The sequence below is a fragment of the Mixta calida genome (assembly GCF_002953215.1).
GTDB lineage: Bacteria > Pseudomonadota > Gammaproteobacteria > Enterobacterales > Enterobacteriaceae > Mixta > Mixta calida.
Window position 1 is genome coordinate 891,623 of the sequence record NZ_CP026378.1, and the last position, 17,135, is coordinate 908,757.

The 17,135-nt window shown below is 59.1% G+C and carries 15 protein-coding genes; all 15 read left to right on the top strand.

All coding sequences use genetic code 11. The features are described 5' to 3' along the window. Positions 1-334: 334 nt before the first annotated feature. The 15 genes from mraZ (at position 335) to ftsZ (ending at position 17,097) form a co-directional block, all read left to right on the top strand. Entirely contained in the window at positions 335-793 is a 459-nt protein-coding gene (gene mraZ, locus C2E16_RS04200; RefSeq protein WP_038628276.1) for a division/cell wall cluster transcriptional repressor MraZ, read from the top strand. Between the two features lie 2 nt (positions 794-795). After that, on the top strand, positions 796-1,737 hold the full coding sequence (rsmH, locus tag C2E16_RS04205; RefSeq protein WP_038628274.1) for a 16S rRNA (cytosine(1402)-N(4))-methyltransferase RsmH: 942 nt from the start codon (positions 796-798) through the stop codon (positions 1,735-1,737). Beyond that, entirely contained in the window at positions 1,734-2,054 is a 321-nt protein-coding gene (ftsL, locus tag C2E16_RS04210; protein ID WP_038628271.1) for a cell division protein FtsL, read from the top strand. Before rsmH ends, ftsL begins: the two co-directional genes overlap by 4 nt. Before the next feature lie 15 nt (positions 2,055-2,069). Further along, entirely contained in the window at positions 2,070-3,836 is a 1,767-nt protein-coding gene (locus C2E16_RS04215; RefSeq protein ID WP_038628269.1) for a peptidoglycan glycosyltransferase FtsI, read from the top strand. Beyond that, positions 3,823-5,310 (top strand): UDP-N-acetylmuramoyl-L-alanyl-D-glutamate--2,6-diaminopimelate ligase, encoded by a 1,488-nt coding sequence (gene murE, locus C2E16_RS04220; protein WP_084969994.1) that lies wholly within the window; start codon positions 3,823-3,825, stop codon positions 5,308-5,310. The genes C2E16_RS04215 and murE overlap by 14 nt, the downstream gene beginning before the upstream one ends. Next, a complete protein-coding gene (murF, locus tag C2E16_RS04225; protein WP_084969995.1) occupies positions 5,307-6,671 on the top strand; it encodes a UDP-N-acetylmuramoyl-tripeptide--D-alanyl-D-alanine ligase in 1,365 nt (454 codons plus the stop codon). Before murE ends, murF begins: the two co-directional genes overlap by 4 nt. Further along, complete coding sequence (gene mraY, locus C2E16_RS04230; protein ID WP_038628263.1) at positions 6,665-7,747, top strand: phospho-N-acetylmuramoyl-pentapeptide-transferase; 1,083 nt, start codon at positions 6,665-6,667, stop codon at positions 7,745-7,747. The genes murF and mraY overlap by 7 nt, the downstream gene beginning before the upstream one ends. A 2-nt stretch (positions 7,748-7,749) precedes the next feature. Further along, positions 7,750-9,066 carry a UDP-N-acetylmuramoyl-L-alanine--D-glutamate ligase gene (gene murD, locus C2E16_RS04235; protein WP_038628261.1) on the top strand — a complete coding sequence of 439 codons (1,317 nt, stop codon included), beginning with the start codon at positions 7,750-7,752 and terminating at the stop codon, positions 9,064-9,066. Then, the gene (gene ftsW / locus C2E16_RS04240; protein WP_038628258.1) at positions 9,066-10,283 is read left to right on the top strand and encodes a cell division protein FtsW; all 1,218 of its coding nucleotides are present in this window, start codon (positions 9,066-9,068) and stop codon (positions 10,281-10,283) included. Before murD ends, ftsW begins: the two co-directional genes overlap by 1 nt. Continuing rightward, positions 10,280-11,338, top strand: coding sequence for an undecaprenyldiphospho-muramoylpentapeptide beta-N-acetylglucosaminyltransferase (murG, locus tag C2E16_RS04245; protein WP_104951427.1), 1,059 nt, complete (start codon positions 10,280-10,282; stop codon positions 11,336-11,338). The genes ftsW and murG overlap by 4 nt, the downstream gene beginning before the upstream one ends. A 46-nt stretch (positions 11,339-11,384) precedes the next feature. After that, the gene (gene murC, locus C2E16_RS04250) at positions 11,385-12,860 is read left to right on the top strand and encodes a UDP-N-acetylmuramate--L-alanine ligase (RefSeq protein WP_038628254.1); all 1,476 of its coding nucleotides are present in this window, start codon (positions 11,385-11,387) and stop codon (positions 12,858-12,860) included. Continuing rightward, positions 12,853-13,773, top strand: a complete 921-nt coding sequence (locus tag C2E16_RS04255) for a D-alanine--D-alanine ligase (protein ID WP_084969996.1) — start codon at positions 12,853-12,855, stop codon at positions 13,771-13,773. Before murC ends, C2E16_RS04255 begins: the two co-directional genes overlap by 8 nt. A gap of 1 nt (position 13,774) precedes the next feature. After that, positions 13,775-14,611: a cell division protein FtsQ gene (gene ftsQ / locus C2E16_RS04260; RefSeq protein WP_038628249.1), complete on the top strand. Its 837-nt coding sequence runs from the start codon at positions 13,775-13,777 to the stop codon at positions 14,609-14,611. After that, on the top strand, positions 14,608-15,864 hold the full coding sequence (gene ftsA / locus C2E16_RS04265; RefSeq protein WP_038628246.1) for a cell division protein FtsA: 1,257 nt from the start codon (positions 14,608-14,610) through the stop codon (positions 15,862-15,864). Before ftsQ ends, ftsA begins: the two co-directional genes overlap by 4 nt. A gap of 72 nt (positions 15,865-15,936) precedes the next feature. Beyond that, positions 15,937-17,097 carry a cell division protein FtsZ gene (gene ftsZ, locus C2E16_RS04270; RefSeq protein ID WP_038628243.1) on the top strand — a complete coding sequence of 387 codons (1,161 nt, stop codon included), beginning with the start codon at positions 15,937-15,939 and terminating at the stop codon, positions 17,095-17,097. Positions 17,098-17,135 lie beyond the last annotated feature (38 nt).

The following is a 17,135-nucleotide window of genomic DNA, read 5'->3' on the forward strand; positions in this document are numbered from 1 at the left end:
GCGCCCGGCACACAGGCGGCCTTTTTATCGGAATGACCCTAAAATGTCGCCGTTATCGCAAACTGCAAACCCTTCATCTTCGTGGTAAAAACTGTTTTCTTTTTGCGCAGATTTAATGGCGCCACGATTTTTTTACCACTATTCATCAGTTTATTTTTTCAGACCCGTCAGAATCATCCTCATTTTTAACTTTGCGCCTTTTTATTACGCTGAGAAATAATCCCGCCAGGCCTGTTGCGTAGCTTGACAATGATTTCCTCCGCTCCGTAAACTCCTTTCGTGGGAATTTGTGGGATAAAGTGGCAAAAAAGGGTAACTGAGGGCATTAGCTGAGATGTTTCGTGGCGCAACCTTAGTCAACCTCGATAGCAAAGGGCGGCTGGCCGTGCCAACGCGTTATCGCGAAACGCTGATTGAGGAATCTGAAGGCCAGATGGTTTGCACCATTGACCTCCATCAGCCCTGCCTGCTGCTTTATACCTTACCGCAATGGGAAATTATTGAACAAAAACTCTCTCGCTTATCCAGCATGAACCCCGCAGAGCGCCGCGTACAGCGCCTGCTGTTGGGACATGCGAGCGAATGTCAGATGGACAGCGCTGGCCGTTTACTGATCGCCAGTACGCTGCGTCAGCACGCAAGTCTGACAAAAGAAGTGATGCTGGTTGGACAGTTTAATAAGTTTGAACTGTGGGATGAACAGACCTGGTATCAACAAGTCAGGGAAGATATTGACGCTGAGCAAGCCGCTCAGGAGCCGCTTTCAGAGCGGTTGCAGGATTTGTCACTATAGCTATGCAGGATAACTTTATACATACCACGGTGCTGTTGGATGAAGCCGTCAACGCGCTCAACATTAAAGAAGACGGCGTTTATATCGACGGCACCTTTGGTCGGGGCGGACACTCGCGCCTGATCCTTTCCCAGCTGGGGGAGCAGGGCAGACTGTTCGCCATTGACCGCGACCCGCAGGCTATCGCTGCCGCCGCTGCCATTGACGATCCGCGCTTCACCATTATTCATGGGCCTTTTTCGGCGCTGGCGGATTATGTCGAGGCGCGCGGCCTGACCGGAAAAGTGGACGGCATACTGCTTGATCTGGGCGTATCTTCGCCGCAGCTGGATGACGCCGAGCGCGGCTTCTCCTTTATGCGCGACGGTCCGCTGGATATGCGTATGGACCCGACGCGCGGCCTTTCTGCTGCCGAATGGCTCCTGCAGGCGGAAGAGAACGATATCGCCTTCGTGCTGAAAACCTATGGCGAAGAGCGTTTCGCCAGGCGTATCGCGCGCGCCATTGTGGAGCGTAATCGTCTGCAACCCATGACGCGCACCAAAGAGCTGGCGGAAGTGATCGCCGCCGCCACGCCGATAAAGGATAAGTTCAAGCATCCGGCGACGCGCAGTTTCCAGGCGATCCGCATTTGGGTCAACAGCGAGCTGGAAGAGATTGAACAGGCTTTGAAGGGCGCGTTAACGGCACTGGCGCCCGGCGGACGGCTTTCCATTATCAGTTTCCATTCGCTGGAAGACAGGTTGGTAAAGCGCTTTATGCGTGAGCAGAGCCGCGGCCCGCAGGTGCCGGCCGGGCTGCCGATGACTGAAGCGCAGCTGCAGAAGCTCGGCGGCCGTCATTTGAAAGCGCTCGGCAAAATGATGCCGGGCGAAGCGGAAGTGGCTGAGAACCCACGCGCGCGCAGTTCGGTGCTGCGTATAGCGGAGAGAACGACATCATGATCGGGAATGAGCGGCACAGCCTGCCAGGCGTTATCGGCGGCGACCTGCTGCGTCATGGCAAAATTCCGCTGCTGCTGTTGATTGCCGTGTTGGTGTCGGCTGTGCTGGTCGTGACGACGGCGCACAAAACGCGCCTGCTGACGGCGCAGCGCGAGCAGCTGGTGCTGGAGCGCGACGCGCTCGATATTGAGTGGCGCAACCTGATTTTGGAAGAGAACGCGCTGGGCGACCACAGCCGCGTTGAGCGCACGGCGACGGAAAAACTGCAGATGCAGCATGTCGACCCGGCACAGGAAAATATTGTGGTACATCAATAAGGAATCCCGGACTCCATGAGATCCGCTACCAAAGCGCTTAAGTTGAAAAAACAGGAAGATCAGGCCAGCTTTGTCAGCTGGCGTTTTGCGTTGCTGTGCGGCGGCATCTTCCTGGCGCTGGTGGGATTGATGATGCGGGTCGCCTGGCTGCAGGTGATTAACCCCGAACGCCTGGTGCGGGAAGGGGATATGCGCTCGCTGCGCGTACAGGCGATACCCACCGCGCGCGGCATGATTACCGATCGCGCCGGTCGTCCGCTGGCGGTGAGTGTGCCGGTAAACGCTATCTGGGCCGATCCTAAAGAGCTGCATGACCACGGCGGCATTACGCTCGACAGCCGCTGGAAAGCGCTGGCCGACGCGCTTTCCGTGCCGCTCGATCAGCTGGCCAACCGCGTCAACGCCAACCCGAAAGGCCGCTTTGTCTATCTGGCGCGCCAGGTTAACCCGGCGATCGGTGATTACATCAAGAAACTGAAGCTGCCGGGCATCCATCTGCGCGAAGAGTCGCGCCGCTACTATCCCGCCGGGCAGGTCACTTCTCATCTTATCGGCTTTACCAATATCGACGGTCAGGGCATCGAAGGGGTGGAAAAAAGCTTCGATCGCTGGCTGACCGGTCAGCCGGGCGAGCGGACGGTGCGTAAAGACCGCTACGGCCGCGTGATTGAAGATATCTCCACCGTCGACAGCCAGGCGGCGCATAACCTGGCGCTCAGCATCGACGAGCGTTTGCAGGCGCTGGTTTACCGCGAGCTAAATAACGCCGTCGCCTTCAACAAGGCGGAATCCGGCACGGCGGTGCTGGTCGACGTCAATACCGGCGAAGTGCTGGCGATGGCCAACAGCCCGGCCTACAACCCGAACAACCTCAGCAACACGCCGAAAGATGTGATGCGCAACCGCGCCATCACCGACATCTTCGAGCCGGGTTCCACCGTCAAGCCGATGGTGGTGATGACCGCGCTGCAACGCGGCGTGGTGCGGGAAAACAGCGTGCTGAACACTATTCCTTACCGCGTCAACGGCCATGAAATCAAGGACGTCGCGCGCTATAACGAACTAACCCTCACCGGGGTTTTGCAGAAGTCGAGTAACGTCGGAGTATCAAAACTGGCGTTAGCGATGCCCTCCTCAGCGCTAGTGGAAACATATTCACGCTTTGGGCTGGGCAAACCAACCAATTTGGGGTTGGTCGGGGAAAGCAGTGGCCTGTATCCCCAAAAACAAAGGTGGTCCGATATTGAAAGGGCCACCTTCTCTTTCGGTTATGGGCTGATGGTGACGCCGCTCCAGCTGGCGCGTGTTTACGCCACCATCGGCAGCTATGGCGTCGCGCGTCCGCTCTCCATTACAAAAGTCGATCCGCCGGTTCCGGGCGAACGCGTCTTTCCTGAGCAGCTGGTGAAAACCGTGGTGCATATGATGGAAAGCGTGGCGCTGCCGGGCGGCGGCGGCGTGAAGGCCGCGATCAAAGGCTATCGCATCGCGATTAAAACCGGCACCGCGAAAAAAGTCGGTCCCGATGGTCGCTACGTCAATAAATATATCGCCTACACTGCCGGCGTGGCGCCCGCCAGCCATCCGCGCTTTGCGCTGGTGGTGGTGATTAACGATCCGCAGGCGGGCAAATATTACGGCGGCGCCGTGTCGGCGCCGGTATTCGGCGCCATCATGGGCGGCGTGTTGCGCACCATGAATATTGAACCGGATGCGCTGCCGGTTGGTGAAAAGAATGAGTTGGTTAACAACAAGAAAGAGGGTTCAAGTGACAGATCGTAACTTGCGCGACCTACTGGCTCCGTGGGTGCCTGGCGCGCCGGAGCGTCCGCTTCGTGAAATGACTCTGGACAGCCGCGTGGCGGCGTCCGGCGATCTGTTTGTGGCTGTCGCAGGCCATAACGTTGATGGGCGACGTTTTATTCCTCAGGCTATCGCGCAGGGCGTTTCGGCGGTCATCGCTGAAGCCGAAGGCGAAGCGGAGGATGGTGACATCCGTGAAATGCACGGCGTGCCGGTGATTTATCTGTCGAAGCTGCCGCAGCGGCTTTCCGCGCTGGCAGGACGCTTTTATCAACAGCCGGCGGAAAAGCTGCGTTTAATCGGCGTGACCGGCACCAACGGTAAAACCACCACCACCCAGCTGCTGGCGCAGTGGGCGAGCCTGCTGGGCGAAACCGGCGCGGTGATGGGGACCGTCGGCAACGGCCTTTATGGTCGTCTGGTGCCGACGGAAAACACCACCGGATCGGCGGTTGATGTGCAGCAGGTGCTCGATGCGCTGGTAGGGCAGGGCGCGACCGTGGCGGCGATGGAGGTTTCCTCTCATGGTCTGGTGCAGCATCGCGTTGCGGCGCTGCCTTTCGCCGCCGCCGTGTTTACCAATCTCAGCCGCGATCACCTTGACTACCACGGCGATATGACGCGCTACGAGTCGGCGAAATGGCTGCTGTTCTCTGAACATCAGATCGGCGAAGCGATTATTAACGCCGATGACGAAACAGGCCGCCGCTGGCTGGCGAAGCTGCCTGACGCCATCGCGGTCACGATGGAAAACAATCTGCTGCCCGACAGCCATAATCGCTGGCTGAAGGCGACGGCGGTGCGCTATCACGATAACGGCGCGACGGTGAGCTTCAGTTCAAGTTGGGGCGACGGCGAGCTGGAAAGCCGCCTGATGGGCGCCTTTAACGTTAGCAATCTGCTGCTGGCGCTGGCGACGCTGCTGGCGCTGGGCTATCCGCTGGCGCAGCTGATCGCCAGCGCGCGTCAGCTACAGCCGGTCTGCGGGCGCATGGAAGTCTTCAGCGCGCCGGACAAGCCGACCGTAGTAGTCGATTACGCTCATACGCCTGACGCACTGGAAAAAGCGTTGGAAGCCGCGCGTTTGCACTGCAAAGGGCAGCTGTGGTGCGTCTTTGGCTGCGGCGGCGATCGTGATAAGGGCAAACGTCCGCTGATGGGTGCGGTTGCTGAGCAGTGCGCAGACGTGGTGGTTATCACCGATGACAACCCGCGCAGCGAAGATCCCGCCGCGATTGTAAACGACATTCTGAGCGGCCTGCTCGATCCGGGCCGTGCCCGCGTAATGGCGGGACGCGCGCAGGCGGTAACCAACGCCATTATGCAGGCGAAGCCGCAGGACATCGTGTTGGTGGCGGGCAAAGGCCATGAGGACTATCAAATTATCGGCAACCGCCGTCTCGACTATTCCGACCGGGTAACCGTCGCGCGTCTGCTGGGGGTGATGGCATGATTACGCTTTCTCTTGAAACGCTGGCGCAGATTACTCACGGCACGTTAGTCGGCCAGGGGGATATCGCGATAAGCGAAGTGACCACCGACACCCGTAAAGTGACGCCGGGCTGTTTGTTCATTGCGTTGCAGGGCGAACGCTTTGACGCACATGATTTTGCCGACCAGGCGATGGCCAGCGGCGCGGCGGCATTATTAGTGAGTAAGCGCTTGCAAATCAACGCGCCGCAGGTGGTGGTCAGCGATACGCGCATCGCCTTAGGAGAGCTGGCGGCCTGGGTGCGTCAGCAGGTGAAAACCCGCGTAGTGGCGCTGACCGGCTCCTCCGGCAAAACTTCGGTAAAAGAGATGACCGCCGCTATTCTGCGTCAGTGTGGCGAAACGCTTTATACCGCCGGTAACCTGAACAACGATATCGGCGTGCCGTTGACGCTGCTGCGCCTGACCGAAGCGCACCAGTATGCGGTCATTGAACTGGGCGCCAACCATCAAGGTGAAATCGCCTGGACCACCCGCTTAACGCGCCCGGAAAGCGCGCTGGTGAATAACCTGGCAGCTGCGCATCTGGAGGGCTTCGGCTCGCTGGCAGGCGTGGCGAAAGCCAAAGGCGAAATTTTCCTCGGCCTGCCGGAAAACGGCACGGCGATTATTAACCTCGACAGCAATGACTGGCCGCGCTGGCAGACGCAGTTGACCCAGCAGCGCATCTGGCGCTTCTCCGGCACCGCGGACGCGCAGGCTGATTTTTACGCGACCGATGTTGCGGTAAATCCGCAGGGCACCACCTTTACGCTGCATACGCCGCAGGGGGCGCTGGCGGTCTCGCTGCCGCTGCCGGGTCGTCATAACATCGCCAACGCGCTGGCCGCCAGCGCTCTGGCGCTCTCTGTCGGCGCGCCGCCGGAAGCGATAGTTCAGGGCCTGGCGACGCTGAAAGCGGTGCCGGGACGTCTGTTCCCGATAACCTTAGCGCCGCAGAAGCTGCTGCTGGACGACAGCTACAACGCGAACGTTGGCTCAATGACCGCCGCCGCGCAGGTGCTGGGCGAGATGCCAGGCTACCGCGTAATGGTTACCGGCGATATGGCGGAGCTGGGCGCGGAAGCGGTCGAATGCCATCGCGAAGTGGGCGAGGCCGCGCGTAAGGCGGGCATAGATAAAGTGCTGAGCGTGGGCGCGCTGAGTCAGCATATCAGCGACGCCAGTGGCGCGGGCGAACACTTCAGCGATAAGGCCGCCTTGATCGCGCGCCTCCAGTCGCTGCTTGCAGAGCATCAGATTATTACCGTTTTAGTTAAAGGGTCTCGTAGTGCCGCCATGGAGCAGGTAGTACAAAACTTACAGGAGAAAGGAACATGCTAGTCTGGCTGGCCGAACATCTGGTCGCTTTTTATTCCGGCTTTAACGTCTTTTCCTATTTGACGTTTCGCGCCATCGTCAGCCTGCTGACCGCGCTGTTTATCTCACTGTGGATGGGGCCGCGCCTGATCGCCTGGCTGCAAAAGCTGCAGATCGGTCAGGTGGTGCGCAGCGAAGGGCCGGAGTCGCACTTCAGCAAGCGCGGCACGCCGACCATGGGCGGCATCATGATCCTGACCTCTATCACCATTTCGGTGCTGATGTGGGCCTATCCCTCCAACCCTTATGTCTGGTGCGTGCTAACGGTGCTGGTCGGTTATGGCATCGTCGGTTTCATCGATGACTACCGCAAAGTGGTGCGCAAAGACACCAAAGGCCTGATCGCCCGCTGGAAATATTTCTGGCAGTCGCTGATTGCGCTGGCGGTAGCTTTTGCGATGTACGCCGTGGGCAAGGACACGCCGGCGACGCAGCTGGTCGTGCCGTTTTTCAAAGATATTATGCCGCAGCTGGGGCTGCTCTATATCCTGCTCGCCTATTTCGTGATCGTCGGCACCAGCAACGCGGTCAACCTGACCGACGGTCTGGACGGCCTGGCGATTATGCCGACGGTATTTGTCGCGGCGGGCTTCGCGCTGGTCGCCTGGGCCACCGGCAACATGAATTTCGCAGGCTACCTGCATATTCCCTATCTGCGCCATGCCGGTGAGCTGGTAATTGTCTGCACCGCCATCGTCGGCGCCGGGCTGGGTTTCCTGTGGTTCAACACCTATCCGGCCCAGGTCTTTATGGGCGACGTCGGCTCGCTGGCGCTGGGCGGCGCGCTGGGCACCATCGCGGTGCTGCTGCGTCAGGAATTTTTGCTGGTGATTATGGGCGGCGTGTTTGTTGTTGAAACGCTCTCCGTCATCCTGCAGGTGGGATCGTTCAAGCTGCGCGGCCAGCGCATTTTCCGTATGGCGCCGATCCATCACCACTATGAACTGAAAGGCTGGCCGGAGCCGCGCGTGATCGTGCGCTTCTGGATCATTTCGCTGATGCTGGTGCTGATTGGCCTGGCAACCCTTAAGGTGCGTTAATTATGGCTGACTATCAGGGTAGAAAAGTGGTCATTATCGGGCTGGGGCTGACCGGCCTCTCCTGTGTTGATTTCTTTTTAGCGCAGGGCGTAACGCCGCGCGTAATGGATACCCGAGTCTCGCCGCCCGGCCTGGATAAACTGCCCGCAAGCGTGGAGCGCCATTTAGGATCGCTCAACGGCGACTGGCTGCTGGCGTCGGATTTGATTATCGCCAGCCCCGGCGTCGCGCTGGCCCATCCGTTGCTGACGGAAGCCGCCGAAGCGGGCATTGAAATCATCGGCGATATTGAGCTTTTCTGCCGTGAAGCGCAGGCGCCTATCGTCGCCATTACCGGTTCCAATGGCAAAAGCACCGTGACCACGCTGGTGGGCGAAATGGCGCGTGCGGCCGGCTGGACGGTGGGCGTGGGCGGCAATATCGGCCTGCCGGCCCTTAGTCTGCTGAAGCAGCCCGCTCAGCTTTACGTGCTGGAGCTCTCCAGTTTTCAGCTGGAGACCACCCACAGCCTGAAGGCGGCGGCAGCGACCATTCTCAACCTCAGCGAAGACCATATGGATCGCTACCCGCTGGGATTGCAGCAGTATCGCGCCGCCAAGCTGCGCATCTATGAAAACGCGGCGATCTGCGTGGTGAATGCCGATGACGCGCTGACAATGCCGGTGCGCGGCGCGGACAAGCGCTGTGTTAGCTTCGGCGTCGACGTCGGCGACTACCACCTCAACCGCCAGCAGGGCAGCATCTGGCTGCGCGCGCACGGCGAAAAAGTATTAAACACCGACGAAATGAAGCTCGTCGGGCTGCACAACTATACCAATGCGCTGGCGGCGCTGGCGCTGGCGGACGCCGCTGGCATCCCGCGCGCCAGCAGTCTGAAAGCGTTAACAACGTTTCAGGGGCTGGCGCACCGTTTCCAGCTGGTGCATGAGCGCAACGGCGTACGCTGGATCAATGATTCGAAAGCGACCAACGTCGGCAGTACCGAAGCGGCGCTGAGCGGCCTGCAGGCGCAGGGCACGCTGTGGCTGCTGCTGGGCGGCGACGGCAAGTCGGCGGATTTCACGCCGCTGGCGCGTTACTTACAGGGCGACGCGATTCGCGTCTGGTGCTATGGCCGCGATGGCGCATCGCTGGCGGCGCTGCGCCCGGAAATCTCCACCCTAACGGATACCCTGGCCGAAGCCGTGGCCGCCATTGCGCCGCAGGTAAGGCCTGGCGATATCGTCCTGCTGTCGCCCGCCTGCGCCAGTCTCGATCAGTTCCGTAATTTTGAGCAGCGCGGCGACTGTTTCGCGCAACTGGCGCGGGAGCTGGGCTGATGCGTATTCCAGGCTTAGGGATGGCGGGCGGCGTGGTGATGCGCCTGCGCGAATGGGTAATGGGCAGCCGGGAAAACAGCGATGCGGCGCCGATGGTGCTCTACGATCGCACGCTGTTGTGGCTGACGTTCGGCCTGGCGATCATCGGCTTTGTGATGGTCACCTCCGCCTCGATGCCGGTTGGGCAGCGTCTGTCGGACGATCCCTTTTTCTTCGCCAAGCGCGACGCATTTTATCTGCTGCTGGCTTTTGGCATGGCGATGGTCACGCTGCGCGTGCCGATGGAAGTATGGCAGCGCTACAGCAATGTGATGCTTCTGGCATCAGTTGTGATGCTGCTGATCGTACTGGTGGTGGGCAGCTCGGTTAACGGCGCATCGCGCTGGATCGCGCTGGGCCCGCTGCGTATTCAGCCGGCCGAGCTTTCCAAGCTGTCGCTGTTTTGCTACCTCGCCAGCTATCTGGTGCGCAAGGTAGAAGAGGTGCGCAACAACTTCTGGGGCTTCTGTAAGCCGATGGGCGTGATGGTAGTGCTGGCGGTACTGCTGCTGGCGCAGCCGGACTTAGGCACCGTGGTGGTGCTGTTCGTCACCACCCTGGCGATGCTGTTCCTCGCGGGCGCCAAGCTGTGGCAGTTCCTGGCGATTATTGGATCCGGCATTTTCGCTGTGATCCTGTTGATCATTGCCGAGCCGTATCGTATGCGCCGCGTGACCTCCTTCTGGGATCCCTGGGAAGATCCGTTCGGCAGCGGCTACCAGTTAACCCAGTCGTTAATGGCGTTCGGCCGCGGCGAATTCTGGGGGCAGGGATTAGGCAACTCAGTGCAAAAACTGGAGTATTTGCCGGAGGCGCATACTGACTTCATTTTCTCCATTATCGGAGAAGAACTCGGTTATATCGGTGTGGTTTTAGCGCTGTTAATGGTATTCTTCGTCGCTTTTCGGGCGATGTCGATTGGCCGTCGTGCGCTGGAGCTTGACCAGCGTTTTTCCGGTTTTCTCGCCTGTTCCATTGGCGTCTGGTTTAGCTTCCAGGCGCTGGTTAACGTCGGCGCGGCCGCGGGCATGTTGCCCACCAAAGGCCTGACGTTGCCCTTAATCAGTTACGGTGGCTCCAGTCTGATTATTATGTCGACGGCCATCGTGTTGTTGTTACGCATAGATTATGAAACGCGCCTGAGTAAAGCGCAGGCGTTTACCCGAGGTGCGCGATGAGTGGAAAGCGGTTGATGGTGATGGCTGGCGGTACCGGCGGGCATGTATTCCCCGGTCTGGCTGTCGCGCATCATCTGATGGCGCAGGGCTGGCAGGTGCGCTGGCTGGGCACTGCCGATCGAATGGAAGCCGATCTGGTGCCGAAACACGGCATCGAAATCGATTTTATCCGCATCAGCGGCTTGCGCGGCAAGGGCCTGAAGGCACTGCTGGCGTCGCCGATTCGAATTTTCAACGCCTGGCGCCAGGCGCGCAGCATTATGAAAGCGTGGAAGCCGGACGTGGTGCTGGGTATGGGCGGCTATGTTTCCGGTCCGGGCGGCCTGGCCGCATGGAGCTGCGGCATCCCGGTGGTGCTGCATGAGCAAAACGGCATCGCTGGCCTGACGAACAAATGGCTGGCGAAGCTGGCGACGAAAGTGATGCAGGCGTTTCCCGGCGCCTTTCCCCATGCGGACGTCGTCGGCAATCCGGTGCGCACCGACGTGCTGGCGCTCAGCAGCCCTGAGCAGCGTCTGTCGGGGCGTGAGGGTCCGATTCGCGTGCTGGTGGTGGGCGGCAGCCAGGGCGCGCGCGTACTTAACCAGACGCTGCCGCAGGTGGCGGCGCTGATGGGCGACCGTATTACGCTCTGGCATCAGACCGGCAAAGGCAATCTGCCGCAGGTCATGGCCGATTATGAAAAGGCCGGGCAGACGCAGCATAAAATCAGCGAATTTATTGACGATATGGCGGCGGCCTACGCATGGGCCGACGTGGTGGTTTGTCGTTCCGGCGCGCTGACGGTCAGCGAAGTGGCGGCGGCCGGTCTGCCGGCCATTTTCGTACCGTTTCAGCATAAAGATCGTCAGCAGTACTGGAATGCGCTGCCGCTGGAGAAAGCGGGCGCAGCGCGTATTTTCGAACAGCCGCAGTTTACAGCGGATGCGGTAGCGGAAACGTTAACGCAGTGGAATCGACCTACGCTACTGCGCATGGCGCAAAATGCGCGTCAGGTCGCGATTCCGGACGCTACCGAACGTGTAGCGGCAGAAGTCAGCGCCGTCGCGCGTTAACAGAACAGAGATAAGGTACCTGAGGTACCGACAGGCAAAAGAAACGATGAATACTCAACAACTGGCGAAACTGCGTTCTATCGTGCCCGAGATGCGTCGCGTCCGGCACATTCACTTTGTCGGCATCGGTGGCGCCGGCATGGGCGGTATCGCCGAAGTGTTGGCCAATGAAGGTTATCAGATCAGCGGTTCCGATCTCGCACCCAATGCGGTAACGCAGCACCTGACCGCGCTGGGCGCCACAATTTATTTTCATCATCGCCCGGAAAACGTCAGCGACGCCAGCGTGGTAGTGGTCTCCAGCGCGATAACTCAGGATAACCCGGAGATTATCGCCGCGCGCGAAGCGCGTATTCCGGTGATCCGCCGCGCTGAAATGCTGGCGGAGCTGATGCGTTTCCGCCACGGCATCGCCGTGGCCGGCACGCACGGCAAAACCACAACCACGGCGATGGTGACCAGCATCTACGCCGAAGGCGGGCTCGATCCGACTTTCGTCAACGGCGGGCTGGTCAAAGCGGCCGGCACGCACGCACGCCTGGGCAGCAGCCGTTATCTGATCGCCGAAGCAGATGAGAGCGACGCGTCGTTCCTGCATCTGCAACCGATGGTGGCGATCGTGACCAATATTGAAGCCGACCATATGGATACCTACCAGGGCGACTTCGAAAATCTGAAGCAGACATTTATTAACTTTTTGCACAACCTGCCGTTTTACGGCCGCGCAGTGTTGTGCGTCGACGATGCGGTGATTCGCGATCTCATCCCGCGCGTCGGTCGCCAGATCACCACCTACGGCTTCAGCGATGATGCCGACGTGCGTATTGAAGATTATGAGCAGCACGGCGCGCAGGGCCACTTTACGCTGGTGCGTCACGATAAGCCGCTGATGCGCGTCACGCTGAACGCGCCGGGCCGCCATAACGCGCTGAACGCGGCGGCGGCGGTAGCCGTCGCGACGGAGGAGGGGATCGATGATGAAGATATCCTCAGCGCGCTGGAAAGTTTCCAGGGCACCGGCCGTCGCTTCGACTTTTTGGGCGAATTCCCGCTGGATAACGTCAACGGCACTTCCGGCAGCGCCATGCTGGTCGACGATTACGGCCACCATCCGACTGAAGTCGACGCCACTATCAAAGCGGCGCGCGCAGGCTGGCCGGATAAAAAGCTGGTGATGATTTTTCAGCCGCATCGCTATACGCGTACGCGCGATTTGTATGACGACTTCGCCAATGTGCTGTCGCAGGTAGACGTTCTGCTAATGCTGGATGTCTATTCCGCGGGCGAAACGCCGATTCCAGGCGCGGACAGCCGATCGCTCTGCCGCACGATCCGCGGACGCGGCAAGGTGGATCCGATTCTCGTGCCGGATCACGATACGATCCTGGAGATGCTGGCGCCGACGCTGAGCGGCAACGATTTGATTCTGGTACAGGGCGCTGGCAACGTAGGTAAGATTGCCCGCCGTCTGGCTGAACAGAAACTTAAACCGCAGACCAATGAAGAGGAACATCATGGCTGAAAAAGTAGCGGTACTGCTGGGCGGTACCTCCGCTGAGCGCGACGTCTCGCTGATGTCAGGCGCGGCGGTACTTGCCGGGCTGAAAGAAGCTGGCATTGACGCGCACGGCGTCGATACGCGCGATTTTCCGGTGATGCGGTTGAAAGAAGAAGGCTTTGAAAAGGCGTTTATCGCGCTGCACGGGCGCGGCGGCGAGGACGGCACGTTGCAGGGCGTGCTGGATTTCCTGCAGATCCCCTATACCGGCAGCGGCGTGATGGCCTCGGCCATCACCATGGATAAATGGCGTTCCAAGCTGCTGTGGCAGGGCGCGAATTTGCCGGTGGCGCCGTACGTCTGGATTAATCGTCAGCAGATGGATGCCGGACTGGACGACACGCTGGCGCAGCGCATCGCGCAGCTGGGCATGCCGCTGTTCGTTAAGCCAAGCAGTGAAGGCTCCAGCGTCGGCATCTCTCGCGTTAACCAGCCTTCCGAGCTGCCTGCGGCGCTGGAAGAGGCGTTCCGTCACGACGACGATGTGCTGGTAGAAAAATTTCTGAGCGGGCCGGAATACACCGTCGCCATTCTGGGCGAGCAGATTCTGCCTTCGATCCGCATCCAGCCGGCCAGCGACTTCTATGACTATGAAGCGAAATATATTTCTGACGATACTCAATACTTCTGCCCAAGCGGCTTAAGCGCGGAGAAAGAGGCGGTACTGCGCGAGCTGGTGTTGAACGCATGGCGCACGCTGGGCTGCAGCGGCTGGGGACGCGTGGATGTGATGATGGACGGCGACGGCAGCTTTTATCTGCTCGAGGTGAATACCTCGCCGGGCATGACCAGCCACAGCCTGGTACCGATGGCGGCGAAACAGGCGGGGATGAGCTTCTCCCAGCTGGTGGCGCGTATTCTGGAGCTGGCCGACTAAGATGTCGCAGGCGGCTTTGAACGTACGTCGGGAAGCGCAGGAAAAAGCGCGCACCGGACGCAGCAATGGCTCCCGGCTAGCAGGAATTATCTTCCTGCTGCTGGTGATCGGCACCATGCTGGCGGGCGGCGCCGCGGTGCTGAAATGGATGAACGACGCCTCGCGTCTGCCGCTGTCGAGGCTGGTGGTGACGGGAAAAACCCACTACACCACCAATGACGATATCCGTCAGGCCATTTTATCGCTGGGCGCGCCAGGCACTTTTATGTCACAAGATGTAAATGTGATTCAGCAGCAGATTGAACGTCTGCCGTGGATCAAGCAGGTCAGTGTACGCAAGCAGTGGCCGGACGAATTAAAGATTCATCTGGTTGAGTATGTGCCGGTCGCGCGGTGGAATGATTTACATATGGTTGATGCGGAAGGTAAATCTTTTAGCGTCCCGGCTAACCATATCGGCAAAGAGACGCTACCGTTGCTGTATGGCCCCGAAGGTAACGAGCAGGATGTGCTGGATGGCTACCGTCAGATGAGCGCGGTGCTGGCCGCCAGCAAGTTTAGCGTTAAAGCAGCATCCATGACCGCTCGTCATTCCTGGCAGCTGGTCACTGGCGATGATGTACGTATTGAGCTGGGCCGTAGCGATAACATGAAGCGTCTTAAGCGGTTTATTGAACTCTGGCCGGTGATCCAACAGCAGGCCACCGCTGACAATAAGCGCGTCAGTTATGTCGATTTGCGCTATGACTCCGGCGCTGCCGTTGGCTGGGCTCCGGCATTTATTGAGCCTCAGGACAGTAATCAGCAACAGAATCAGGCACAGGCTAAACAACAATGATCAAGGCGACGGACAGAAAACTGGTAGTAGGACTTGAGATAGGCACCGCTAAGGTCGCCGCTTTAGTAGGGGAAATTCTGCCCGATGGCATGGTCAACATTATTGGGGTGGGCAGTTGCCCGTCCCGCGGTATGGATAAAGGCGGCGTAAACGATCTTGAATCGGTGGTGAAATGCGTTCAGCGCGCCATCGATCAGGCGGAACTGATGGCGGATTGTCAGATTTCCTCGGTTTATCTGGCGTTATCCGGCAAACATATCAGCTGTCAGAACGAAATCGGGATGGTTCCGATTTCTGAAGAAGAAGTCACGCAGGAAGATGTGGAAAACGTTGTACATACCGCAAAATCGGTGCGTGTGCGCGATGAACACCGCATTCTCCATGTAATCCCGCAGGAATACGCCATCGACTACCAGGAAGGAATCAAAAACCCGGTCGGGCTGTCGGGCGTGCGCATGCAGGCGAAAGTACATTTAATCACCTGTCACAACGACATGGCGAAAAACATCGTGAAAGCGGTTGAACGTTGCGGCCTGAAAGTTGACCAACTGATTTTCGCCGGTCTGGCTTCGAGCTTCGCAGTGTTGACGGAAGATGAGCGTGAGCTGGGCGTCTGCGTTGTCGATATCGGCGGCGGTACAATGGATATCGCCGTTTATACCGGCGGCGCGCTGCGCCACACCAAAGTGATCCCCTATGCGGGGAACGTGGTGACCAGCGATATCGCCTATGCCTTCGGCACGCCGCCGACCGATGCGGAAGCGATCAAGGTTCGTCATGGTTGCGCGCTGGGATCGATCGTCGGTAAAGATGAGAACGTTGAGGTGCCGAGCGTAGGCGGTCGTCCGCCGCGCAGCCTACAGCGTCAGACGTTGGCTGAAGTCATTGAACCGCGTTACACCGAGCTGCTTAACCTGGTGAACGATGAAATCCTGCAGTTGCAGGAGCAGCTTCGTCAGCAGGGCGTGAAGCATCATCTGGCGGCGGGTATTGTATTGACCGGCGGCGCGGCGCAAATTGAAGGTTTGGCCGCCTGCGCGCAGCGGGTATTCCATACCCAGGTGCGCATCGGGCAGCCGCTGAATATTACCGGATTGACGGATTATGCGCAGGAGCCTTACTACTCAACGGCGGTAGGTCTTCTGCACTATGGAAAAGAGTCTCACCTGAGCGGTGAGGCGGATGTTGAAAAACGTGCGTCAGTTGGCAACTGGTTTAAACGTATCAACAGCTGGCTGAAAAAAGAGTTTTAATTTTTCTAAAAGGGGATCATGCTAGCACTATTTTATGATCTCCAGGCGACAGGCACATAACGGAGAGAAATTATGTTTGAACCAATGGAATTAACCAACGACGCGGTGATTAAAGTCATCGGCGTCGGCGGGGGCGGCGGCAACGCCGTAGAGCATATGGTCCGCGAGCGCATCGAAGGCGTAGAGTTCTTCGCTGTGAACACGGACGCCCAGGCATTGCGCAAAACTGCAGTCGGCCAGACCATCCAAATCGGCACCAACATTACTAAAGGTCTGGGTGCAGGCGCGAACCCTGAAGTGGGTCGTACTTCTGCAGAAGAAGATCGAGAAGCGCTGCGCGCCGCGTTAGACGGCGCGGATATGGTGTTTATCGCAGCCGGTATGGGCGGCGGCACCGGCACCGGCGCGGCGCCGGTCGTTGCGGAAGTGGCGAAGGATTTAGGCATCCTGACCGTTGCGGTCGTCACCAAGCCGTTCAATTTCGAAGGCAAAAAGCGTATGGCGTTTGCCGAGCAGGGCATCGCTGAGCTGTCCAAGCATGTCGACTCGCTGATCACCATCCCGAACGACAAACTGCTGAAAGTGCTGGGCCGCGGCATTTCGCTGCTGGACGCTTTCGGCGCGGCGAACGACGTGCTGAAAGGCGCGGTGCAGGGCATCGCCGAATTGATCACCCGTCCGGGTCTGATGAACGTCGACTTCGCTGACGTGCGCACCGTCATGTCCGAAATGGGTTACGCCATGATGGGATCCGGCGTGGCCTGCGGCGAAGACCGTGCGGAAGAAGCGGCAGAGATGGCGATCTCCAGCCCGCTGCTGGAAGATATCGATCTTTCCGGCGCGCGCGGCGTGCTGGTCAACATCACCGCTGGCTTCGACCTGCGTCTGGATGAGTTCGAGACCGTCGGTAACACTATCCGCGCCTTCGCGTCGGATAACGCCACCGTGGTTATCGGCACCTCTCTGGACCCGGAAATGAACGACGAACTGCGCGTGACTGTCGTTGCGACCGGCATCGGCATGGACAAGCGTCCAGAAATCACTTTGGTGACCAACAAGCAGGCAACCAGCCAGCCGGTAATGGATCATCGCTATCAGCAGCACGGCATGTCGCCGCTGCCGCAGGAGCCGCAGAAACCTGCTGCTAAAGTGGTTAACGATCAAAGCTCGCAGTCTGGCAAAGAGCCCGATTATCTGGATATTCCCGCTTTCCTGCGCAAACAGGCAGATTAGGAATAACCTGAGAATTGGGATTCTCCGCTCTTTGTGCT

Bases quoted from the DNA above. Each gene is read 5' to 3' on its own strand.
- ftsZ (WP_038628243.1), top strand. From the start codon at position 15,937: ATGTTTGAACCAATGGAATTAACCAACGACGCGGTGATTAAAGTCATC.
- C2E16_RS04255 (WP_084969996.1), top strand. From the start codon at position 12,853: ATGGCTGAAAAAGTAGCGGTACTGCTGGGCGGTACCTCCGCTGAGCGC.
- ftsL (WP_038628271.1), top strand. From the start codon at position 1,734: ATGATCGGGAATGAGCGGCACAGCCTGCCAGGCGTTATCGGCGGCGAC.
- murG (WP_104951427.1), top strand. From the start codon at position 10,280: ATGAGTGGAAAGCGGTTGATGGTGATGGCTGGCGGTACCGGCGGGCAT.
- rsmH (WP_038628274.1), top strand. From the start codon at position 796: ATGCAGGATAACTTTATACATACCACGGTGCTGTTGGATGAAGCCGTC.
- murD (WP_038628261.1), top strand. From the start codon at position 7,750: ATGGCTGACTATCAGGGTAGAAAAGTGGTCATTATCGGGCTGGGGCTG.
- C2E16_RS04215 (WP_038628269.1), top strand. From the start codon at position 2,070: ATGAGATCCGCTACCAAAGCGCTTAAGTTGAAAAAACAGGAAGATCAG.
- mraY (WP_038628263.1), top strand. From the start codon at position 6,665: ATGCTAGTCTGGCTGGCCGAACATCTGGTCGCTTTTTATTCCGGCTTT.
- ftsQ (WP_038628249.1), top strand. From the start codon at position 13,775: ATGTCGCAGGCGGCTTTGAACGTACGTCGGGAAGCGCAGGAAAAAGCG.
- murF (WP_084969995.1), top strand. From the start codon at position 5,307: ATGATTACGCTTTCTCTTGAAACGCTGGCGCAGATTACTCACGGCACG.
- ftsA (WP_038628246.1), top strand. From the start codon at position 14,608: ATGATCAAGGCGACGGACAGAAAACTGGTAGTAGGACTTGAGATAGGC.
- mraZ (WP_038628276.1), top strand. From the start codon at position 335: ATGTTTCGTGGCGCAACCTTAGTCAACCTCGATAGCAAAGGGCGGCTG.
- murC (WP_038628254.1), top strand. From the start codon at position 11,385: ATGAATACTCAACAACTGGCGAAACTGCGTTCTATCGTGCCCGAGATG.
- ftsW (WP_038628258.1), top strand. From the start codon at position 9,066: ATGCGTATTCCAGGCTTAGGGATGGCGGGCGGCGTGGTGATGCGCCTG.